This is a genomic window from Brevibacillus sp. JB24b, assembly GCF_051713385.1.
Classification (GTDB): domain Bacteria; phylum Bacillota; class Bacilli; order Brevibacillales; family Brevibacillaceae; genus Brevibacillus_B; species Brevibacillus_B laterosporus.
The window spans coordinates 4880001-4902360 of sequence record NZ_JBNVQV010000001.1; the positions used below are offsets into that span (position 1 = coordinate 4880001).

General features: G+C 41.4%; 20 protein-coding genes (1 of these 20 running past the window's edge). 1 reads left to right on the top strand and 19 read right to left on the bottom strand.

From position 1 onward, the window contains the following. The 12 genes from hisIE to uvrB form a co-directional block, all read right to left on the bottom strand. Positions 1–457: the 5' portion of a bifunctional phosphoribosyl-AMP cyclohydrolase/phosphoribosyl-ATP diphosphatase HisIE gene (gene hisIE, locus ACQV1I_RS22890; RefSeq protein ID WP_094699802.1), read on the bottom strand. 188 nt of this gene lie to the left of the window's left edge; only the first 457 of its 645 coding nucleotides appear in the window; it begins with the start codon at positions 455–457; its stop codon lies off the left edge, out of view. Further along, positions 420–1211 (bottom strand): imidazole glycerol phosphate synthase subunit HisF, encoded by a 792-nt coding sequence (gene hisF / locus ACQV1I_RS22895; protein ID WP_094699803.1) that lies wholly within the window; start codon positions 1209–1211, stop codon positions 420–422. The genes hisIE and hisF overlap by 38 nt, the downstream gene beginning before the upstream one ends. Next, positions 1205–1951 carry a 1-(5-phosphoribosyl)-5-[(5-phosphoribosylamino)methylideneamino]imidazole-4-carboxamide isomerase gene (hisA, locus tag ACQV1I_RS22900; protein WP_018669840.1) on the bottom strand — a complete coding sequence of 249 codons (747 nt, stop codon included), beginning with the start codon at positions 1949–1951 and terminating at the stop codon, positions 1205–1207. Before hisA ends, hisF begins: the two co-directional genes overlap by 7 nt. Continuing rightward, positions 1948–2568, bottom strand: a complete 621-nt coding sequence (gene hisH, locus ACQV1I_RS22905; protein WP_094699804.1) for an imidazole glycerol phosphate synthase subunit HisH — start codon at positions 2566–2568, stop codon at positions 1948–1950. Before hisH ends, hisA begins: the two co-directional genes overlap by 4 nt. A 4-nt stretch (positions 2569–2572) precedes the next feature. Further along, positions 2573–3172, bottom strand: coding sequence for an imidazoleglycerol-phosphate dehydratase HisB (gene hisB, locus ACQV1I_RS22910; protein WP_438769842.1), 600 nt, complete (start codon positions 3170–3172; stop codon positions 2573–2575). Positions 3173–3224: 52 nt separating this feature from the next. After that, entirely contained in the window at positions 3225–4496 is a 1272-nt protein-coding gene (gene hisD, locus ACQV1I_RS22915; RefSeq protein WP_094699805.1) for a histidinol dehydrogenase, read from the bottom strand. A 24-nt stretch (positions 4497–4520) separates the two neighbouring features. After that, positions 4521–5138, bottom strand: a complete 618-nt coding sequence (gene hisG / locus ACQV1I_RS22920) for an ATP phosphoribosyltransferase (RefSeq protein WP_242066186.1) — start codon at positions 5136–5138, stop codon at positions 4521–4523. A 35-nt stretch (positions 5139–5173) separates the two neighbouring features. Next, entirely contained in the window at positions 5174–6346 is a 1173-nt protein-coding gene (locus tag ACQV1I_RS22925) for an ATP phosphoribosyltransferase regulatory subunit (protein WP_116333664.1), read from the bottom strand. 281 nt (positions 6347–6627) lie between these two features. Further along, positions 6628–7110 (bottom strand): acyltransferase, encoded by a 483-nt coding sequence (locus ACQV1I_RS22930; protein ID WP_094699808.1) that lies wholly within the window; start codon positions 7108–7110, stop codon positions 6628–6630. Positions 7111–7157: 47 nt separating this feature from the next. Next, on the bottom strand, positions 7158–8084 hold the full coding sequence (gene hprK / locus ACQV1I_RS22935) for an HPr(Ser) kinase/phosphatase (protein WP_176452362.1): 927 nt from the start codon (positions 8082–8084) through the stop codon (positions 7158–7160). A gap of 187 nt (positions 8085–8271) precedes the next feature. Beyond that, positions 8272–11160: an excinuclease ABC subunit UvrA gene (gene uvrA / locus ACQV1I_RS22940; RefSeq protein ID WP_116333663.1), complete on the bottom strand. Its 2889-nt coding sequence runs from the start codon at positions 11158–11160 to the stop codon at positions 8272–8274. 12 nt (positions 11161–11172) lie between these two features. Beyond that, positions 11173–13149, bottom strand: a complete 1977-nt coding sequence (uvrB, locus tag ACQV1I_RS22945) for an excinuclease ABC subunit UvrB (RefSeq protein WP_094699810.1) — start codon at positions 13147–13149, stop codon at positions 11173–11175. A gap of 174 nt (positions 13150–13323) precedes the next feature. Here uvrB and ACQV1I_RS22950 point away from each other — a divergent pair, with 174 nt between their 5' ends. Continuing rightward, positions 13324–14160 (top strand): flagellar hook assembly protein FlgD, encoded by an 837-nt coding sequence (locus tag ACQV1I_RS22950; protein ID WP_116333662.1) that lies wholly within the window; start codon positions 13324–13326, stop codon positions 14158–14160. Positions 14161–14307: 147 nt separating this feature from the next. Here ACQV1I_RS22950 and ACQV1I_RS22955 read toward each other — a convergent pair whose 3' ends face one another. The 7 genes from ACQV1I_RS22955 to ftsE form a co-directional block, all read right to left on the bottom strand. Then, positions 14308–15774: a hypothetical protein gene (locus ACQV1I_RS22955; RefSeq protein WP_147304249.1), complete on the bottom strand. Its 1467-nt coding sequence runs from the start codon at positions 15772–15774 to the stop codon at positions 14308–14310. Positions 15775–15794: 20 nt separating this feature from the next. After that, on the bottom strand, positions 15795–16196 hold the full coding sequence (locus ACQV1I_RS22960) for a MarR family transcriptional regulator (protein WP_116333660.1): 402 nt from the start codon (positions 16194–16196) through the stop codon (positions 15795–15797). 186 nt (positions 16197–16382) lie between these two features. Further along, positions 16383–17666: a PDZ domain-containing protein gene (locus ACQV1I_RS22965; RefSeq protein WP_116333659.1), complete on the bottom strand. Its 1284-nt coding sequence runs from the start codon at positions 17664–17666 to the stop codon at positions 16383–16385. A 191-nt stretch (positions 17667–17857) separates the two neighbouring features. Beyond that, complete coding sequence (locus ACQV1I_RS22970; protein WP_116333658.1) at positions 17858–19339, bottom strand: S41 family peptidase; 1482 nt, start codon at positions 19337–19339, stop codon at positions 17858–17860. An 83-nt stretch (positions 19340–19422) separates the two neighbouring features. Further along, positions 19423–20610 carry a murein hydrolase activator EnvC family protein gene (locus ACQV1I_RS22975; RefSeq protein WP_104033173.1) on the bottom strand — a complete coding sequence of 396 codons (1188 nt, stop codon included), beginning with the start codon at positions 20608–20610 and terminating at the stop codon, positions 19423–19425. Positions 20611–20655: 45 nt separating this feature from the next. Beyond that, positions 20656–21549 carry a permease-like cell division protein FtsX gene (ftsX, locus tag ACQV1I_RS22980; protein WP_018669824.1) on the bottom strand — a complete coding sequence of 298 codons (894 nt, stop codon included), beginning with the start codon at positions 21547–21549 and terminating at the stop codon, positions 20656–20658. Then, complete coding sequence (gene ftsE / locus ACQV1I_RS22985) at positions 21539–22225, bottom strand: cell division ATP-binding protein FtsE (RefSeq protein ID WP_018669823.1); 687 nt, start codon at positions 22223–22225, stop codon at positions 21539–21541. Before ftsE ends, ftsX begins: the two co-directional genes overlap by 11 nt. Positions 22226–22360 lie beyond the last annotated feature (135 nt).

A 22360-nucleotide genomic window follows, 5' to 3' on the forward strand; every position in this document is an offset into this window, starting at 1 on the left:
CTTTCTCAAAAAGGTACGTAGTATAAGCTCCCACAGGCATTTCCTTTTGGCGAGTAGCGATTAACGCTTCTAACTCTCCAAGAATGAAGAAATGGTTATTTTTACTGCTTCTTTCAAAAATCTGGTCTACTTCTTTCTCTTGTGAAAAACAGGAATAACTCCCAGTATGACAAGCCGGACCAACAGGTAAAACCTTTAGCAACAGAGCATCTCTATCACAGTCTTCAGAAATAGAAATAACCTTTTGTCGGTTCCCTGATGTCGCTCCTTTATTCCATAGTTCTTGCCTTGAACGGCTCCAGAGCCATGTTTCGTTTGTCTCATAGGTCTTTTCCAATGCTTCCTTATTCATGTATGCCAATGTAAGAACTTCTTTCGTCGAAGCATCTTGAATAACAACAGGCAATAACCCTTGATCATCAAATCTCAGCTTCTCTGATAGCCGCTTCTCCTTCATAACGTACAGGCACCCCTTTTGTCATTACAAATTTTTTCACCGCAGTAATTGATGTTTTCTCATAATGAAAGATAGAGGCTGCCAGTGCTGCATCTGCCTTTCCAACTGTAAGTACATCAACAAAATGTTCTACATGTCCTGCACCACCAGACGCAATCACTGGAATTCCTACCGTTGTGGAGACTAAACTTGTTAATTCAAGTCCAAAACCCGATTTTTCACCATCATCATCCATGGAGGTAAGTAAAAGCTCACCAGCACCTAATCTTTCTACTTCTCTTGCCCAATCTAAAACATTCAGACCTGTTGCCTTTCGACCACCATGTGTAAATACCTCCCAAGTGCTAGGTCCTGTTTGCTTCGCATCAATCGCTACGACAATACATTGACTTCCAAAAAATGAGGCTCCTTCTTGAATCAGCCTTGGATTCAACACTGCAGCCGTATTAAGCGATATTTTATCTGCACCAGCTCGCAAAATTTGTTTCATATCTTCAATAGAATTGATACCACCGCCCACTGTAAACGGAATTGTGATATGGGCAGCGGTCCGCTCAATAACATCTATCATTGTTTTACGCCCTTCATGAGAGGCTGATATATCTAAAAATACCAGCTCATCAGCTCCCTCTTGGCAGTATTTTTTGGCGAGTTCAACTGGATCACCAGCATCTCGTAAGCCTACAAACTGAATCCCTTTCACCACTCGCCCCTCTTTAACATCCAAACATGGAATGATGCGCTTGGTTAACATGTTCGCTTGACCTCCCTTACTTTATCTAAGGCTTCGGGAAGTGAAATAGCTTCCGTGTAAAGCGCCTTTCCAACAATAGCTCCCTCTACTCCACACTCTCTTTGTTTGGCCAAAGCGAGTAAATCATTTAAATGGCCAACTCCTCCTGAGGCAATGACTTTTTTGCCAGTAGCAACTCCTAATTGAACAATTTCTTCTATATTAGGTCCTGTAAGTGTGCCATCCCGTCCGATATCTGTGTAAATAAATAATTCCGCTCCGTACTCCACTAATTGTTTAGCTAATTCTGTTGCCTTCATTTTCGTTGTAGATAGCCATCCTCTGGTAGCGACGTAGCCACTTCGACAATCCAAGCCAATGGCGATACGTGAACCGTAGCGACGTAATGCCTCTTTTGTAAAGATAAGATCCTCTATAGCCGCTGTCCCTAGGATAATTCTTGCGATTCCACACTCCACATATGCTTCAATATCCTGTAAAGTCCGAATTCCGCCACCTACTTGGATTGGTACAGATATCGATTTAACCATTTCACCAATCAATTCAAAATGTACAGGCGATCCTTCTTTTGCTCCATCCAGATCCACCACATGCACCCAAGATGCTCCTGATTCCGACCACATTCGAGCAATATCATGAGGAGACTCCCCATATACTGTCTCTTGATTGAAATCCCCTTGGAATAAACGAACACACTTCCCTCCACGTATATCAATAGCAGGATAGATAGTGAATGTCATGACAGACCCTCCTTGCATTGCTGTATAAAATTAGCTAATAAACGAATGCCTGTTGACCCGCTCTTCTCTGGATGAAACTGCATACCTGTAACTTTTCCAGACGAAACAATCGCTGCTACATCATGATGGTAGTCCGTAGTTGCAAGCAAATGAGTCGGATCATGTACCTGTACATAATAGGAATGCACAAAATACGCATATTCTCCTTCTAGTACTCCCTTTACTAAAGGATGCTGACGATTCCTTAGAGAAAGTTCATTCCATCCCATATGAGGAATTTTAAAATCTCCCTGAAAGCGTACAACTCTCCCTGGGAGCAGGTCTAAGCCTTTATGCTCCCCATGCTCTTCACTTTCGCTAAACAATAGTTGCATTCCTAAACATATTCCCAATATTGGACGGTCTGTCCGTACGTATTCTCGGATCGCTTGATCTAAGCTGATTGCTCGTATATATCTCATGGCGTCCCCAAAGGCACCTACACCTGGTAGTAATAATCCACTATAGTTATTTAAGTGTTCTGGTTGACTAACGATCTCATGTGCTACCTCTAAACGTTCCAGCGCTTTGCGTAAACTAAACAAATTACCCATCCCATAGTCGATAATTCCAATCATGTTTCTACAGCATTCCTTTCGTAGAGGGGACTCCTTTTACTCGTGGATCGATCTGCGTTGCTTCATCCAACGCACGGCCTAAGGCTTTGAATATCCCTTCAATCATGTGGTGGGTATTCTGGCCATAATGCAAAATAACATGAACGTTCATCCGTGATTCTAAAGCAAATTTCCACAAAAATTCATGCACTAGCTCAGTAGGAAATTGTCCAACCTGCCAAGAAGGATAAGTAGCACGGTATTCCAAATGAGGCCGATTACTTATATCAATCACCACTTGGGCCAACGCATCATCCATAGGAACAAATGCATTCCCATAGCGTTTGATCCCCGTTTTATCACCCAACGCCTCACGTACGGCCTGACCTAGACAAATTCCGATATCCTCAACCGTATGATGATAGTCAATCTCGATGTCGCCTTCTGCTTCTACCTGTAATTGAAAATGGCCATGACGCGTAAATAAATCAAGCATATGCGACAAAAAAGGAACACCTGTGTTTAGTCTGCTCTCTCCATTTCCGTCTACTGCAAATTGCAAAGCTACGTTTGTCTCGTTGGTTTTTCGCTTTATAGTTGCTGTTCGACTCATAGCCTGTTCCATCGCTTTCTTCCTTTCAGCTAAGTTGACAACACTCTGTTATCAGCCTTTATCATTAACACTCTGCTAGCCTAACTTGAATAGCTTTGGCATGAGCTGTTAACCCTTCTGCCTCCGCCAATCTCACAATCTTTTCTCCATGTTCTACGAGATCAGCCTTACTATAGGAAATAACACTCATTTTTTTAATAAAATCATCCACTGATAAAGGAGAAGAGAACCGCGCTGTTCCATTTGTTGGTAAAACATGGTTCGTTCCTGCAAAGTAATCTCCTACAGGTTCGGAGCTGTAGGGACCTAAAAAAACAGCTCCGGCATTTTTAACTTTCCCTAAATGACTAAAGGCATCTTCCACATGTAACTCTAGGTGCTCAGGAGCTAATCGATTAACCACTGCAAAGCCTTCTTCCAAATCTGCCACAACACAGATAGCTCCATGAGAGTGTAAGGAAGCTTCAGCAATCTCTTTTCTTGGTAAGCTCGCTATTTGCTGCTTTATTTCAAAAGCTACTTCCTCAGCTACTTTTTGTGAGGTCGTAATCAAGATAGCTGATGCCAGTGAATCGTGCTCCGCTTGTGACAGGAGATCAGCAGCAATATAACGGGGCGAAGCTGTTTCATCTGCTAACACTACGATTTCACTAGGACCGGCTATCATATCAATGCTTACCACTCCAAACACCTCACGTTTGGCTAGCGCTACGTAGATATTGCCCGGCCCTACAATCTTATCTACAGCAGGAATAGTCTTGGTTCCATAGGTAAGTGCTCCAATTGCTTGAGCCCCACCAACTTTATAAATCTCCGTCACACCAGCGATCTCGGCAGCAACTAAAACGGCTGGGGCAACCTTACCTTCTCGATCCGGTGGTGTGACCATTACAATTTTCTCCACCCCTGCGACTTGTGCTGGAATGGCATTCATGAGAACAGAGGAGGGATAGGAAGCGGAACCGCCAGGAACATAAAGCCCCACGCTATGTAGAGGCCGAATCATTTGGCCTAGCATAGTTCCAGACTCTCTTGTCGTAAACCAGGATGTACGTGCCTGATGTTGATGGTATGCGCGAATATTGTCGGCTGCTTCTTGCAACGCTTTTTGCACCTCGTTGGAAACGAATGTCTTGGCAGCTAGATACTCTGCTTCCGTTACTCGAATCTCACCTACTGTTACTCCATCATATTTTTGTGTAAATGTACGAACTGCTTCATCGCCATACTCTTTAACCGCTTGTAAAATCTCCCGTACCGCACTTTGCTGTTCTTCGGTGCCTTGGTCGATACTACGTGTGATACTTAGCTCGCTTGCATTTATAATCCGTAGCATGCTGTCTAGTACCTCCTATCCTTCTCATCTGAGTACCTCTGCTTTTGGAATGACCTGGAGAAATCTTTGGGCAATGTCCTCTACTGCTTCACTTTTCATTCGATAACTTGAGCGGTTAGCAATTAACCTTGTAGTAATATCACAAATATGTTCAATCTCCACCAGACCATTCTCTCGTAATGTCTGTCCTGTAGAGACAATATCAACAATTCGTTCAGCAAGTCCGATCAAAGGAGCTAATTCTACGGAACCATTTAGCTTAATGACCTCGACCTGTTGACCTTGCTCTCGAAAATAACGCGATGCGATCGTAGGATACTTAGTAGCTACTCTAGGCTGAACCGCTGGCTGATACTGAGCTAAACCAGCAACTACCATGCGACATCTCCCAATTTCAAGATCAAGTAATTCATAGACGTCTCTGTCTTCTTCCAATAAAACATCTTTGCCTACTACACCAACATCTGCTACACCATACTCCACATAAGTCGGTACATCAGCTGGTTTTGCCAAAATAAATTCCATCTGAAAATGAGGAACAGGAATAATTAATTTGCGGGAATCTTTGGAATTTTCCTCAAGTACGATTCCTGATTCCTGTAAAAAGATTAATGATTCTTCAAAGATTCTACCCTTCGGCATCGCTATCGTTAATTTTTGCAACGATTCTGTTTTTCTCACGGTACCTCTCCTCCCCAGATAACAACATGATTTTGCTCGCAATTTACAAAAGCATGCTCTACCTCTGCTGACCACCTCGCTGTAATAACGATATTTTGTTCATCACGTTTTTGCTGTGCATAGCGAAGAGCCTCTTCCCGTTGATGTTGCTCATATAAAATGACATAACGTTTTTGATTAAAAGGGGCTACTATATTTGCTACCTGTAATAAACAATCAATTTCCAGTGCAAACCCTGTAGCTGCTGCTGAACGACCAAATTGCTCTAACAACCGATCATATCGTCCGCCACTTAACAAAGATGAACCTAGATCTGCTGCATACCCTTCAAAAACAATTCCTGTATAGTAATCAAAACGACCAATAAGTGTTAAGTCCAATAAGATATGCTCTTCCACACCATAAGCCGCCAACGCATCCCATAATGATGAAATGGTTTGCATAGCTTCTACCGATTTTGGATTACGTAAGAGCTGCATACCCTCCTCAATGCTCTCTCTACCACCACGTAATTGAAGTAAGGAAAGCAATTTCACTTTCTCTTCCTCCGTGACAGATAATGTACTCACAACCTGTCGATATCCTGCATAATCTCTATGCTGTAGGCATTTCACCAAGCTCAACCTCTCGTGTTTATCCACCACGATTTCTTCTAACAAGCCTGTTACCACATCCACATGACCAATCGTTATTTTAAAGGCAGCTACACCTGCTTGTTGTAAACATGAAATTGCTAAGGCGATCACCTCAGCATCGGCATCTACACTGGCATCCCCGATAAGCTCCACTCCTGTTTGATAAAATTCAGCAGGACGTCCAGCTTCTTTTTCTTGCGCACGAAATACATTCGCTTGATAAAATAACCGGATCGGATAAGGTACGTGCTTATACAAGGAGGAGACAACACGTGCTATAGGTGCCGTTACCTCAGGACGTAAAATGACAGTATGTCCCTGTTTATCCAACAGCTTAAACATATGGTCGGTCAAGGTCGCACTTGCTACCCCCACCGTTTCAAAGTACTCCAGCGCAGGCGTAGCAATTTCATCATAACCCCACCTCGATATACATTGACGCAAAATTCGTTCAATTACACGTTGTTTTTGTAACAGCTCAGGCAATACATCCCGCATGCCCAATGGCTTTTCAAAAACCAAAGGTGTAGCCATCCTCATTCCCTCCTGCTCCTATAGACACTTTACTCTGCTAATAAACTAAAGCGTTTGGATTAGTAGAAAATATACTACTAATTATCAAAGAGGTCAACATTTTTTTATGACAGCATGTCTTTGTGTTATATCTTTGCCTACGTACTTCGTAGTCAAAAATATATTTTTTAGCCTCAACCACAAACAGAGGCTTTATTACACTTTTCCCTATTGCACCTCTATAAACGCTTAATTTACAATAAAAAAACCTTCGTCTCCTGACGAGACAAAGGTCCTCTACTTCACTGTCGAATGATTTGTAACGGATTTCCACCCACAAATGCTCCTGCTGGTACATCACGGTGAACAACACTCCCTGCTGCAATTACTGCATTATCACCAATGACTACTCCTGGCAAAATCGTGGAATTGGCGCCAATTAATACACGGTCACCAATAATAACTTCCCCTAGTCGATACTCGTCCACTAAATATTCATGGGCTAAAATTGTAGTATTGTAGCCAATTACGCAATTTCGTCCAATCGTAATTAGTTCAGGATACATAATATCCATCATGACCATCAATGCTACAGCAGATTGATCGCCTACTTTGATTCCAAGAAAGGTACGATACATCCAATTCTTCACAAACACAAACGGACAATAACGCGCCAGTTGGATAACAACAAAGTTTCTGCAAACCTTCCAAAAACTCACGGTTTTATACATATGCCAAAGCGGATTTACTCCTCCCGCTACGGGATATCGTTTGGTGTTACGCATAAGCGTCAGATTGCTCCTTTACCTCTTCCTATAGGGATCGCATCATCTTAGATAAATGAATCATGATCTTCAATTGTATCTGTCAAACGCTTAGAGAAATGCACAGCAGCATTGTAGCCCATGCGTTTCAAGCGATAGTTCATAGCTGCTACCTCGATAATAACTGCTAAATTTCGACCTGGACGCACAGGGACGGTAATGACCGGCACATCTGTATCCATTACTTTCATTTTTTCTTCGTCTAGTCCCAAACGTTCGTAGTGCTTATGCTGATCCCACAGTTCTAGCTTCACGACCATATCAATGTTTTTCGTATTACGCACAGCTCCTGCACCAAACATCGTCATTACATTGATAATACCTACTCCGCGGATTTCTAATAAATGTTGAATTAAATCAGGTGCCATCCCCGTTAAGTGGCCTTCTTGTGTTTGACGAATCTCTACAGCATCATCTGCTACGAGACGATGACCACGCTTAACCAGTTCCAGAGCTGTCTCACTTTTCCCTATTCCACTAGCACCAAGAATAAAGACGCCCACTCCGTATACATCCGTAAGAACCCCATGAATGGTAGCGGTTGGAGCAAGACGATCTTCTAAATAATTTGTAAGCTTACTAACCAGACTGGTTGTAGGTAAAGGAGATTGAATGACAGGTACTCCTCTACTATTAGACACATCCAGCACTTCTTGTGGCAATTCCAAATTACGCGCTACACATAAGCAAGGTGTCTCCTCACTCATTAAAAAGCTGAGTCTATCAACTATGGTTTCTTTAGGTAATGTATGTAAAAATTCCATTTCAGTCATTCCGAGAATTTGGATGCGTTCTCCAGGATAATGGGATTTATATCCCGCTAGCTGTAATCCAGGTCGACTTAAATCAGTAACGCTGATCGGGCGACTTAACCCTTTTTCGCCACTTACTATTTTCAGTTGAAAATGTTCAACAAGATGACTGACATTTACCATTTGTATCAAACACCACTTTCCCAGCCAAGATTGCTGTTTTCCGTTATTTCTTACCCCTATTGTAACGAACGCACCTTGTGCAAACAACTCTCTTCGTGAATTGACTTTTATCTTTTATATCATGTAAATGAAAAGACACCCTGTTAAAAAGGATGCCTTTCCCATGTTGTAATGTAAAGCTTTTACCCTAGGTATGATTAACTAGCTCTTGAATCCGTTCTTGGGTACGCTTGCGATCACGTTCAAGAATAGGTCCCAAAAATTCACCCGTATACGATCCCTTCACCTTGGCTACCTCTTCAGGAGTTCCTGTGGCTACTATACTACCGCCACGTGTTCCACCTTCTGGTCCAAGGTCGATTATATGGTCTGCTGTCTTAATAACATCTAGATTATGCTCAATAACCAAAACAGTATCCCCATTCTCTACTAATCGTTGCAAGACTTTTAGCAACCGATCAATGTCGTAGGTATGCAATCCTGTTGTTGGTTCATCTAGAATGTATATGGTGCGCCCCGTACTTCGGCGATGTAATTCAGAAGCTAATTTAACGCGTTGGGCTTCTCCACCTGATAAAGTGGTTGCCGGTTGTCCTAGCTTCATGTAGCCTAAACCAACATCCAGCAAGGTTTGAACCTTCCGTTGGATTTTCGGTACATTTTTGAAAAACTCAACTGCATCTTCCACTGTTGTTTCCAAAATATCAGAAATGCTTTTGCCTCTATATTTAACCTCTAAGGTCTCTCGATTGTATCGTTTACCATTACAAATCTCGCAAGGTACGTATACATCAGGCAGAAAATGCATTTCAATCTTAATAATACCGTCCCCTGTGCAAGCTTCACAACGCCCGCCCTTTACGTTAAAGCTAAATCGCCCTTTTTTGTATCCACGCACTTTTGCTTCATTAGTGGAAGCAAACAGATCACGAATATCATCAAACACACCTGTATACGTAGCAGGGTTCGAGCGAGGTGTACGACCAATTGGTGACTGGTCAATATCAACTACCTTGTCCAGATGATCCAAGCCATTAATCCGTTTAAATTCTCCCGGCTTGGCTTTTGCACGATTTAATTCACGTGCCAAAGCTTTGTGCAGAATCTCGTTGATTAGGGTACTTTTTCCTGAACCAGAGACACCCGTAACAGCAACGAACACACCTAATGGAATTTTGACGTTTACATTTTTCAGGTTGTTTTCTTTTGCCCCTTCAATAATCACCCATTTATCGCAAGCTTCTCCATTTTGTGCAGGCTTACGTCTTTCAAGAGGAACAGGGATGAATTTACGCCCACTTAAATAAGCTCCTGTTAGAGAGTCAGGATTCTTCATCACTTCTTGTGGGGTTCCTTCCGCTACTATCTGTCCACCATGAATCCCTGCTCCAGGACCAATATCGATAATGTAATCGCAGGCTAGCATCGTATCCTCGTCATGCTCTACTACGATAAGTGTATTTCCTAAGCTTGTCATATGCTCAAGCGTCTTAATCAAACGAGCATTATCACGCTGATGTAGACCAATACTTGGCTCGTCCAAAATATACAAGACTCCCATTAGACTAGAGCCAATCTGTGTAGCTAATCGTATACGTTGGGCCTCTCCACCTGATAAGGTTCCTGCCGCTCGACTTAATGTGAGGTAATCAAGCCCCACATCAATAAGGAAATTCAGTCTGGCTTTGATCTCTTTTAAGATCATCTGAGCGATCTTTATATCTTTCTCACTTAACTCAACTTGATCAAAAAATTGGTGTGCATCTACAATAGATAGACTGGTTAACTCCGAAATATTACGTTTGCCGATCAAAACAGCTAGGCTCTCTTGGCGCAATCGCTGACCCTTACAAACCGGGCAAGCTTTTTGACCCATGAAGCCTTCAATTTGTTCACGTATATAATCAGAACTGGTTTCCAGATGACGTCTTTGTAGGTTAGGGATTACCCCTTCAAATGCCACTGTAGCCTCACGTACTTGACCAAATTCATTCTCATAACGGAATTGAATTTTTTCACCTTTACTACCATATAAAACGATTTGTAATTGCTCATCTTCCAGCTCTTCCACCGGTACATCTGTAGGAATGCTAAAATGACGGCACGCTGATTCTAACAATTGTGGGTAGTAGGTAGAAGACTTTGGCTCCCAAGCTGCTATAGCACCCTCTGACAATGTTTTTGCAGAATCCGGGACAACCAGATCAGGGTCCACTTCCATCCGCACTCCCAATCCATCGCATTCTGAGCAGGCTCCATACGGACTATTAAATGAGAAGATTCGCGGTTCTAACTCACCAATCGAGAAGCCACAGAGTGGACAAGCATGCTTCTCGCTAAATAGTAGTTCTTCCTGATCGATAACGTCGACAATCACCTTACCGTCTGCTAAACGCAAAGCTGTTTCTAAGGAATCAGCAATACGTGTCTGAGAATCAGGTTTGACAACGATCCGATCAATTACAACTTCAATGCTATGCTTTTTGTTTTTTTCCAAAAGAATCTCTTCAGATAAATCCCGCACTTCTCCATCAACACGAACCCGTACATACCCTTGTTTACGGATATCTTCCAATAGCTTTACGTGCTCTCCTTTACGTCCCTGAACTAAAGGAGCAAGAATTTGCATACGGGTCCGTTCTGGGAATTCCATAATACGATCTACCATTTGTTCGATCGTTTGTGAACTAATTTCTATTCCATGAGTAGGACAAACAGCCTTACCAATACGTGCATACAACAGACGCAAATAATCATAGATCTCTGTCACTGTTCCTACAGTAGAACGTGGATTGCGACTAGTGGTCTTCTGATCAATCGAAATAGCTGGAGAGAGACCATCAATAGAATCTACATCAGGCTTATCCATTTGTCCCAGAAATTGACGAGCATAAGCAGATAGCGACTCTACATAACGACGCTGTCCTTCCGCATAGATCGTATCAAAAGCAAGAGACGATTTTCCTGAACCAGATAGTCCCGTTAAAACAACAAATTTATCTCGTGGGATGACGACATCTATGTTTTTTAAATTATGAGCACGTGCACCCTTCACCACGATTCGATCTAATGGCATGTATTTCACTCCCTACAGGTCTGCTTTCAACTCCAATATCAAATCACGAAGCTCTGCTGCACGTTCGAACATGAGATTGCGTGCGGCTTCCTTCATTTCCTCTTCCATTCGCTCGATAACTACAATACGATCTTTTTTCGGCATCTTCTTTACATTTAAGTGTGGTAGATAATCAGCTTTCTCCTCCGCCACTCTTGTTGCTTCAATAACTCCACGAACAGCTTTTTGAATCGTTTGTGGCGTGATGCCGTGCTTTTCATTGTAAGCAAGCTGGATTCTACGACGGCGTTCTGTTTCTTGTATTGCTTTCGTCATTGAATCAGTCATTTTGTCAGCGTACATAATGACACGACCCTCTGCATTCCGCGCAGCACGCCCGATGGTTTGAATTAATGACCGTTCATTGCGCAAGAAACCTTCTTTATCAGCGTCTAAAATCGTAACTAAAGATACCTCCGGCAAATCCAATCCTTCCCGCAATAAATTAATCCCCACCAAAACATCAAATTCACCCAATCGTAAGGCGCGTAAAATTTGCATGCGCTCAATCGTCTTGATATCGGAATGCAGGTAACGGACTTTAATGCCGATCTCCTTCAAGTAATCGGTTAGATCTTCTGACATTTTCTTCGTAAGCGTCGTTACTAAAACACGCTCGTCTTTAGCAATGGTTGCCTGAATTTCGCCGATTAAATCATCAATTTGGCCTTTTATTGGACGAACTGTGATAGTTGGATCAACTAAACCTGTTGGACGAATGACCTGCTCTGCCATCTTAGGCGTGTGCTCAAGTTCATATACTCCTGGTGTAGCTGAAATATAGACTGCTTGCTTTACTTTCTTTTCAAATTCCTCAAACCTGAGTGGTCGGTTATCGCGTGCGGACGGTAAGCGGAAACCATGCTCCACTAGTACATCTTTGCGCGCTCTATCGCCATTGTACATCCCGCGGATTTGTGGCAGGGTCATATGAGACTCGTCTATCACCATCAAAAAATCATCTGGGAAGTAATCAAGCAGCGTGTACGGAGGATGTCCCTCCGGTAAACCAGTCAAATGACGGGAATAGTTCTCAATTCCCGAGCAAAAGCCCATTTCTAACATCATCTCTATATCATATCTCGTACGCTGTTCTAGCCGTTGAGCTTCCAGTAGTTTGCCTGCTGCTTGCAACTCCAGCAACCTTAGTTCAAGCTCCTGTTCAATATTCTCAACAGCCTTCTTCATTTTTTCTTCACGGGTAACAAAGTGAGATGCAGGGAAAATCGCTACGTGTTCTCGGCTTCCCATAATCTCCCCGGTTAATACATCAATCTCTGTAATGCGCTCAATCTCATCACCAAAAAACTCTACTCGTATTGCCTGTTCACTGCGCGACGCCGGAAATATTTCCAGTACGTCTCCTCGAACACGAAACGTCCCACGAGTAAAGTTAATATCATTGCGATCATATTGAATATCTACTAGCCGATGCAAAACCTCATCTCTGCTTTTTTCCATGCCCGTACGCAAAGAAAGTACCATTTCTCTATATTCAATCGGGGAACCCAAACCGTATATGCAAGAAACAGAAGCCACAATGATGACATCCCGTCTCTCTAATAACGAGCTAGTTGCTGAGTGACGTAATTTATCAATCTCATCATTAACGCTTGAATCCTTTTCTATATAAGTATCCGAATGAGGAATGTAGGCTTCCGGTTGATAGTAATCGTAGTAACTAACGAAGTACTCTACCGCGTTATTTGGAAAAAATTCACGAAATTCTGCTGCCAACTGTGCAGCTAAGGTTTTGTTATGCGCCATGACTAGTGTAGGTTTGTTCACCTGAGCTATCATGTGAGCAGCTGTAAAAGTTTTACCTGTTCCGGTAGCACCCAGCAGAGTTTGATGACGTTTACCAGCCTTTATTCCTTCCACTAACTCTGCAATCGCAGTAGGCTGATCACCTGAAGGCGTATACTCCGAAACTAACTCAAAACGATCCACGGTCCCCTCATCCTCCTTTATATATCCTATCCTTCATTATAGCACAATCATTTAAAATCTAAGCAAAAACTCGAACGTTTGTTTGTCTATTCATTATAAGTGATTTTACCGATAATAAAGAAAGATAGCAAGTCTATCTGTCTGATAATTTTTACCCATTTGGGAGGAAAATGAATGCCGACCAACAACATACAAAAGTCGATGGCGGCGGCTAAGACCGCAGCACAAAGTACAATACCGAAAACAAAGTCTTCCGTACAATCGGAATATAACTATGGCAATAAAAAAGAATATTCAACTGGTTTGGATAGCGAATCTTTTATGAAGCTAATGATTGCCCAACTTCAGAATCAAGACCCGATGTCACCAATGGACAACTCTCAATTTATGATGCAAACTGCTATGATGACAATGGTAGAAAAAGTGTCGAATATTGAACTTCTCATGAAGGAGTCAAATAGCAGTCTGTTAAACGTAAAAGAGTACGAGGAAATCATCGGTAAAAAAGCTACCTATGAGGTGGCTCGTAAAGATGACTCCGGACAAGTATATGTAACAACAGCTTCTGGTACCATTGACGGTGTAAAAATGGTCGAGGGTAAAATTTGGTTTTTAGTGGGTGACGATATTATCTCCCAACAGCAAATCCATGGCTTAGAATCGCTTACGTCCCAAACTGGCGTTGACCAAACGCTAAAATACGCTAATATGATTGGTTATCAAGTTACGTATACGGAACAAGGGAAAGACGCGGATGGTAAACCAACCTCAACTGAAGAAACAGGCGTCATTCAGTCAGTCAGCATGAAAAATGGTTTAGTTGAATTTGTTCTAGAGAACGGTAAAAAGATTAAATCTACGGATATCGTTGGGCTTGAAGTAGTAAAACCAGAACTAGAGCCAGAACCGGAACCAGAGGAAGAAGTAGAACCACCTTCTGAGCCAGGGGATACAGATGGTACTGGTGAAACAGATGGCTTCCAAAATCCTGATGGTTCTAAAACTCCTTAAGAACAAGAAAAACCCACTACCTAAGAATTGATAAGAACAACAAAAAACTGCTTTTCAAAAGTCAAAGATGACCTCAAAAAGTAGCTTGAGGTCATCTTTTGTTTTCCATGCTTGCTTCAATGAAGTCTTATCTGTCTCAATGGTCTTCTATACATATTCTGAGCTTAGTCGCTGCTCCATACTAAGAACACCATTAATTTTGTAATAAGGAATCTGATCTGGGTGTTCCATGCTTCTGGCCAACTCTTCCTGCTCCCATTTTCTTAATATCTGCGCAGCCTCCTCCATTCTAATTCCTGCCCCGTAAGCAAATTCATGTATGGTCAACGCTCCGCCCTTTTGCTCTGCTACCTGAAAGCCCATTCTCTCCATTCGTTCTGACTCGGTCGATACTCGAGAAGCGATCGTGCCAAGAGCAAGTAAGAAAATGATCCCCCATGCAATTCCAAACACCCACATACCATACCTATCAGCAACATAACCTCCCATCCCACTTAGTAGACAGGCTAGCATGGTGTATTGCATAAATTGAATGATCAGTTTATTACTGTGTTCCATAGGTGAGAAAAAAGAACGATTCTGATTAATAACCGATTGATCTGTTATCTCTGGAAAATAATATAGTATAGAGCCATCATCTAACGTATGAATAGATGCATATCTATTTTTGAACCAATTTTGAATAGTAGGTTGTACAGAGTCAATTGATTCGTATGTATAGGCTGCAATCTCTTTTTGATAAAGATATCCTTCTTTTTCAAAAATGTAATCCATGATATCTATCTCTCTCATTCGCTTCATGGTCTTGTTACTCTGAACATAGCTAGAAATGCCCAGCAGAATAAAAAAGCTAAGGGAAACAGACGTAGCTACAATATATATTTTTGCATGTTCAAGGATATAATGTTTATCTACAAGATCAAATAGTACAATGAGCAACACAAGTAATACCTTAACAAGAATATTTCCTGCTGTAAAAAAACGAACCACTTTGTTTTCACGTATAGATTTAGGTACTATGACGTTTAACAGTTGAGCATGATTCTTCTTAGTCATCTGCTTCTGATTTTCGTTCCAGTCATCGTCATCATCCCAATCATCGTCTTCATCTTCTTCATCCCATTCACTGTCACATTCATCATCATTATCCTGATCACTATCCTGATTAGATCGCTCCAACGATTGTAATATGTAAGGGTCTAAATGATATATAGTTCCACTCTCAGTATTAATAATACTCCTAAATACTCCTTTTTCTTCTAAATCCCTTACTATTCTGTCACATTCATCTAGACGTAACGAAGATTCTAAAGAAAATAAGGGGACAGATAATCTCCCATTATGCCTACCTGCAATAGACAAGGCTAATGCTTCACAACTAGATCGGTATTCTCTTTTAAGTAAACGTTTTTTTCGAATAGAGAAAGCTAGAAAAACTATGGTTATTATACCGATAAGGACGGCGATAAAAATAGCATTTTCTTGGATTTTTCTAAACGTATAGACAATTGCTAGTATGGTAGAAAGATATAGAAATATATGAACAGATTCAATGAAATCCTCTCTCCGTTGCTTCGTTCTTTCTGATTCTACGTCTCTTGTATAGATCACCAATGATCCCATTCACCTCTTTATTATTCAAACCCAGGAAAATAATAAATAATATCTCCTGTCTGAGCCACACATAGTTCTGCATACCCTTGCTTTTGTAGTTTCTGTAACGCTTCTATTGCCTGTTTAATAGTTAATTCAGTTTGGGCCGCTATATCAGATGGTGTGATATAACCTTTTCTTTTTTCAGCTATTGCTAGAATTTGTAGAATCATAGTGGATTCCGTATTCCAAAAAGGCTCTCTTTCCATGAACCCCTCATATCTTTGCTCCTCCCTTTTTAATTGCCACGGAATAATTGCAAGAAAACAAATGAGATAAGAAACCAACCAAACTGTAAAAGGGTCACTTTCAAATCCAATTAATGGAACTAACCAATTTAATAAAAACGAAAGTCCTATGGTAAGAATGATAAGCAGTACCATTATTCACCTCCTTATCTATAGATCGTATATACTCATATACTTATGATTTTTACATCCACGCCCATAATCCTTTGATTTTCTTTTCATTTTTATAGTTTCGATAGTACAAAAAAAACGAGTAAGGGACTGCCATACTTGTCCTTTACTCGGGGAATACATGATGTTCTATGTTCTATGTTCTACCTTCTAAATTCCAAGCTCGTGCTCTCCTTTAGACTTATGCTTCTTACCTCCATGTAAACCAATCTCCTGCATGGAAACAAAATGCGTTGTTCGCTCGTCTGGTACCACAATAATTCCAAGCTGATGATGTTGTCCCGCATAGATAGCACTCTGCGTAAATTTTATTTCATTATCCAATGTTAAAACTTCCATTTTACAGAATGCTGGATTAACTTGTAACGCTGGATATAAATCTTCTTTTACAGAGATCGGGTGCCCATTTACCTTAACGATCACCTCACCGATCCTAATTCCCATTACATCGGCAGGTGTCCCTGGCAGAACAGCCATCACTTTCAAGCCCTTTTCAGCAGGAACATAGTAGGGAGGCAGTTTCTCTTCTTGACGTGAGCTTAGCCAGCCCAACCATTCATGTCCAAAAAATGCAAAGAGGGCAGCCACATATACAAGAGACGGAATGATTACTGCTGCATAGCTTATTCCAAGCAAAAGGAATGAGTAGATAAATAAATGCTTGGATAACGAGTTCGCCTTTGCCTGAGGTGTTTTCGTTTTGGTAATAGCAGAAAAACCCGTAATAGCTGGTAATAGTAGCATTCCGAGTGTAGCCATCGCCCAATCGGGAGAAAACAATGGCCAACCTTGAAATAAAGCAGGCACATGAAATGCTTCTCCCGTAACAGGTGTTAATACAATAACAGGTGTTAACCAAAAGGAATGAAGTTGGTAAGCACCTACAACTCTTCCACGTTTACCTTCTACAAACAACGGAGATGCATGTCTGCCTCCATGACTTCTAATAAACCACGCTTCTACGATATGTAAAAGAGCTACTAAAGCTAATAATGGTGCTGGATTAGCATGAGCAAACCACCCCCAGACTTTGTCGAAACCAGATATCTCTCCTACTATGGGGAATAGTTTAGCAATTCCGTGTAAGCCGGTAAAAATAGCTGTCCCATAGGCTAAACATAGAAATCGAAACCTTACAAAGGCGAGTAATAGAGCAATTGCCCAGGCGATCCACATGTCAGATACCTGAATGAAAATACCTAGTAAACCAGCTACCAGGCTAACAAACAAACCACCTACCATCCCCAGACCAACGGAACGGATAGTCTGTGTCAATGGCGAATGTATTCGTACAGAAAACAGTTGACGCTCCCATAACATTTGTTTGCGATAATGCAAGTAAATAAATATGAGAAACGCATATAAGAGCGGATTTAACAGAAAATGTACCAATGCGTACAAATAGTTGCTTATAAGGTTCCAGAGCACACTCAAAATTCTCTCCCCCTCAAAAAATATAAAAGAGAACTTGGCAGCTGCCAAGCCTCTAGTGCCGGCAAAACTTATTGCACTTATTCTATCATTGTTAACAATCTATCTTCATGCAAAAAAAGAACCACGACCGTTTTGTTCGTGGTTCTTACTTTCTACAGAATAGAAAGGTTTCCCTGCTTTTTTTCTTTGGATTATTTTACCTTAGACTGTGCGGTGATTTCCAATGCACGTTGCAATTGGCGATCGTTATTCGGATCTTTCATTACTTTAATTAAAGCGGTTTGCATCTCTAGACCCGTTTTTTGATCAACTTTTCCCGTAGCTTCAAGCTTGTGCGCCTGTTGGAATTTTTTCACTGCCGCTTCAGTTGAAGCATCATAATAGCCATCCATACGATCTGGCTTCAATTGCAATCCTTTAAGAATTAATTGGAGGTTCTTAACGTCCAACCCATTCATATCACGTGATAACACCTTATCATGTGGGAGCTGAGTTGCTTTGAAGTAGTCTGGCTGATTGACAACTTCATTAGGTTGGATACCTTTTTTATGAATCCAATCCCCTTTTGGTGTTAACCATTTAGCAATTGTCAGCTTCAACTGGCTCTTATCCTTCATTTCCATCGTGTTCTGAACGGTACCCTTACCAAACGTTTTTTCACCAACCAATTTTGCACCTGCACTCTCAGAAAGGGCACCTGCTAAAATTTCAGAAGCACTAGCAGACCCTCCATCAATAAGTACAGTGATTGGATACGGCTTTCCCTTATCCACTTTGGAATAAAACGTCTCTACTTGTTCGTTATTATTTCCATACGAGATTTCAACGATTTTGGCTTTGTTAGGGACCAGGCCTTCACTAATACTAGTTGTCGCCTTTAGATAACCGCCTGGGTTACCACGAACATCAATGATTAATCCTTGAATTCCTTTTTTCTCTAGTTCAGCCAATTCTCTATTAAAATCGTCAGCCGTGGCACTTGCGAAAGAAGTCAGCTCCAATTTACCGATCTTTTTACCGTTACTCTCTAGGATAGAGCTATATACCGTCTCAATTGGAATATCATCTCGAACTATTACAACAGTAATCGGTTCAGGTTGTCCTGCACGCATGATTTTAAGAGTAGCCTTGGTTCCTTTAGGACCACGGATTTTGCCTACCGCTTTATGCAAATCTAAGCCTTCCAAAGATTCGCCATTAACACTAAGCACCTGATCGTTCGGACGAAGCCCCGCCTTTTCTGCTGGGGAGGTTTTTATCGGTGAAACAATGGTAAGCTTACCATCCTTCATTGTTACTTCTGCACCAATTCCTTCAAATGAAGAATTAAGAGATGCATTAAATTCTGCTGCTGCCTGAGGATCCATATAGTCTGAATACGGATCATCCAACGCAGAGATCATGCCATTGATGGCACCCTCCATGAGTTTGTCATCAGCTACCTCATGCACGTAACGCGATTTGATTATTTTATATACTTCCTGTAGCTTAGCAAAGTCTTTGAGCGAATCTTGTCCACCACCAAGAGAGAAAAGACCGTTGCTTCCGCCAGCCACTACTGCATTGGTTGCAGAGCTTAACGGAGCTGTCTTCACAGCAATCACAGTTAAGAGACTGCTGGTCAACATACCAGCTAGCACAAGGGCGAGCACCTTGCGTCCGTTCCAGTTCATACTATACACCATCCTTTTTGTCAGCCATGGAAAAGCTATGCAACTAGTGTATGCAAAGTGGAGCTACAATATTTGCGAGACTGCTAGCGGATATAAGGTGCTGGATCAACCGGTCGATTATTTTTATATACGGTGAAATGCAAATGGTTACCGGTTGAGCGTCCAGTGGAACCTACCTCTGCAATCTTTTCACCACGTTTTACAGCTTGTCCAACCCGAACCTTAATTCCACCCTCACGAATATGTCCGTACAGCGTGCTAATTTCGTTATTATGCTGAATAACGACTGCATTACCATATCCACGCATCGTACTAGCAAATATAACAACACCATCTTCAGCCGCCTTAATCGTTGTTCCTTTAGGAGCAGCCATATCAAGCCCATCATGACCTGCTGACTTTCCTGTAAACGGATCAGCTCGATATCCAAACGAAGAGGTAAGAACAAACGAATCAAGTGGAACGCCTAATTTTCCGCCTTTGTAATTGCTAACACTACTTAAATTTTGCTTTTCTAACAGCTTAGCAGATTCTGCCTGAATCACCGCTCTCATGGCTTCCTGTGCTTCTGCTTCGATTTCTACGAGATCGTTTTCCTTCTTCTTAAGCTCCGCTTTCACAACGACACTGCGATTATATTGTCGATCCAGCTCCTCTTTTAAATCCTCGCTTTTTGAGAACATCGTTTTATAGGAAGCAAGTAAATTATCCACGTCTTTCTTCCGTTTTTCAATGGTTTGTTTATCCTTTTTGTTCTCTTCCAAAATTCGATTATCCTGTTCGACAATTAGTTTCATGCCATGCATGCGTGTTAACAAATCGCCAAAATCAGAGGAGCCCATCAATACATCTAGATAAGAAACCTTACCGCGTTTATACATTGCTTTGACACGTGTCTTTAATAGCTCATCACGCTTAGCCACCCGATCTACAGCGGAATCTAAATCTTCCTGTGCAACCACGGCTTTTTTAGCTGTGGCATTGATATCCTTATCCAGCTTGTCCAGCTTCTGCTGAGTTTCTTCTCGCTTTAGATCGATGGCGAATAGCTCATGATCTAAATTTTTCTGCTCGCTTCTCACTGTATTAATTTGACTTTTAATATTACTAACCTGAAGTTGTTGCTTCTTTTTCTGTGATCTGATTTGTTCTAGCTCACGATTAATCGTCTGTAATGATTTCTTACTGGCATACCCCGCAGGAGCAGGCGCTAATCCCCATGCCAGCATACTGGTCGCTAAAACAGAAAGAATGAGGTTATTCTTTTTCATTTCACGTGCCCTCCCATAGCCTTATTCTATCAATTGCTCTATCATTTACACCTTCAAGAATTTGCGAACGGAAAGCATACTTCCCCAAATACCAATAAAAGCACCAATTCCTATCAATAATAGCCCTACTTGATAGGCAAACGGATCCATTGGCAATAAAGGAAGCATTGAGCTATACATGCTAGCGTGTATTTGTTGCAATAAATAGTAGTAGCCTACTGTAAGGATAGTAATAGGAATAATCGCTCCCATTACACCCATAAACAGACCTTCAATAAAGAAAGGCCAACGAATAAACCAGTTGGTTGCTCCTACTAACTTCATAATTTCAATTTCACGACGGCGTGCAACAATTGTTAGTTTAATGGTATTAGCAATCAGGAACATCGCCGTAAAAGCTAATCCAATAATGAAGAAAATGCCTACATTACGCATAATATTGGTTGCGGTAAACAAATTGTTCACCGTTTCCGCCCCATAGTCGACATCTTCAATATGTTCCATCTCTTTGACCTGCTTAGCGACAAAATCTACATCTTCTGGTTCTTTAGTCTTAACTACCAATGCATCTGGTAGAGGATTCTCTTTCTCCAAGCCGTCCAAAAGCTTTCCGTTTTCACCTAGCTGCTCTCGCAAATCCTTTAATCCCTGAGCTTTCGGAACATAGGTAACGGTTTCTACAGCAGGTAATGCTTTCACTTGTTTTTGTAAATTCTCTGCTACTGCTTTATCGGAGGTAACATCCATAAAAACACGAATTTCAACCTGATTTTCAACCAATTTTGCCATGTGATTTACGTTTAATGCGAGTAGTAAGAATACACCTAAAATCAATAATGTAATGGTTACGGCACTAACTGAAGCAAAAGTCATCCAGCCATTCCGTCCCAAGTTCTTTACACCTTCTCGCACATGGCGTCCGTATGTACTAATCTTCATAACCGTATTCCCCTCTCTGTTCATCGCGGGCAATTTCACCAGCTTCAATCGCGATGACACGACGGCGAATCGTATTAACAATCTCACGGTTATGTGTTGCCATTACAACGGTCGTTCCACGCTGATTGATTTCTTCAAACAAGCGCATAATATCCCATGAAGTTTCGGGATCAAGGTTACCTGTAGGCTCGTCCGCAATAATGATACTTGGATTGTTAACGATAGCCCGCGCCAATGCGACACGTTGTTGCTCTCCACCCGATAACTCTCCTGGCAGCATTTTTGCTTTATGCTTTAATTTAACAAGATTAAGCACATCCAGAACACGAGGCTTTATGCTTTTCTGATTCGCCTCGATGACTTCCATTGCAAATGCAACATTTTCAAATACCGTTAAAGTTGGCAATAGTTTAAAATCCTGAAACACAACTCCGATACTTCGGCGTACATTCGGTATTTGTCTTTCCTTAATACGACTAACATTAAAACTGTTTAAAAAGATTTGTCCTTTGGTTGGTCTCTCTTCACGATACATTAATTTAATAAAGGTTGATTTACCTGCACCACTCGGACCTACAACATAGACAAATTCACCCTTATCAATCTTTACATTAATCCCCTTTAGCGCATTAGTGCCATTGGGATATGTTTTCCAGACATCATACATCTCGATCAAAAGAATCACACCCTACTATCGCTTATGTTCTTGAAGCATCAGAAAAAGACAAAAAATACTAGCATCTGATCACTTTTTCTATTATACCACTGAGTTTCTGTGTTGTTATCCCCTAATTATCGCATTTCTTGTCGG

Coding starts and splice junctions, on each gene's coding strand:
- ACQV1I_RS22925 (WP_116333664.1), bottom strand. CDS start 6,346: ATGGCTACACCTTTGGTTTTTGAAAAGCCATTGGGCATGCGGGATGTA.
- hisB (WP_438769842.1), bottom strand. CDS start 3,172: ATGGAACAGGCTATGAGTCGAACAGCAACTATAAAGCGAAAAACCAAC.
- ACQV1I_RS22950 (WP_116333662.1), top strand. CDS start 13,324: ATGCCGACCAACAACATACAAAAGTCGATGGCGGCGGCTAAGACCGCA.
- hisD (WP_094699805.1), bottom strand. CDS start 4,496: ATGCTACGGATTATAAATGCAAGCGAGCTAAGTATCACACGTAGTATC.
- ACQV1I_RS22960 (WP_116333660.1), bottom strand. CDS start 16,196: ATGGTACTGCTTATCATTCTTACCATAGGACTTTCGTTTTTATTAAAT.
- ftsX (WP_018669824.1), bottom strand. CDS start 21,549: ATGAAGATTAGTACATACGGACGCCATGTGCGAGAAGGTGTAAAGAAC.
- ACQV1I_RS22930 (WP_094699808.1), bottom strand. CDS start 7,110: ATGCGTAACACCAAACGATATCCCGTAGCGGGAGGAGTAAATCCGCTT.
- hprK (WP_176452362.1), bottom strand. CDS start 8,084: ATGGTAAATGTCAGTCATCTTGTTGAACATTTTCAACTGAAAATAGTA.
- uvrA (WP_116333663.1), bottom strand. CDS start 11,160: ATGCCATTAGATCGAATCGTGGTGAAGGGTGCACGTGCTCATAATTTA.
- hisF (WP_094699803.1), bottom strand. CDS start 1,211: ATGTTAACCAAGCGCATCATTCCATGTTTGGATGTTAAAGAGGGGCGA.
- hisA (WP_018669840.1), bottom strand. CDS start 1,951: ATGACATTCACTATCTATCCTGCTATTGATATACGTGGAGGGAAGTGT.
- ACQV1I_RS22975 (WP_104033173.1), bottom strand. CDS start 20,610: ATGAAAAAGAATAACCTCATTCTTTCTGTTTTAGCGACCAGTATGCTG.
- ACQV1I_RS22970 (WP_116333658.1), bottom strand. CDS start 19,339: ATGAACTGGAACGGACGCAAGGTGCTCGCCCTTGTGCTAGCTGGTATG.
- hisH (WP_094699804.1), bottom strand. CDS start 2,568: ATGATTGGAATTATCGACTATGGGATGGGTAATTTGTTTAGTTTACGC.
- hisG (WP_242066186.1), bottom strand. CDS start 5,138: ATGCCGAAGGGTAGAATCTTTGAAGAATCATTAATCTTTTTACAGGAA.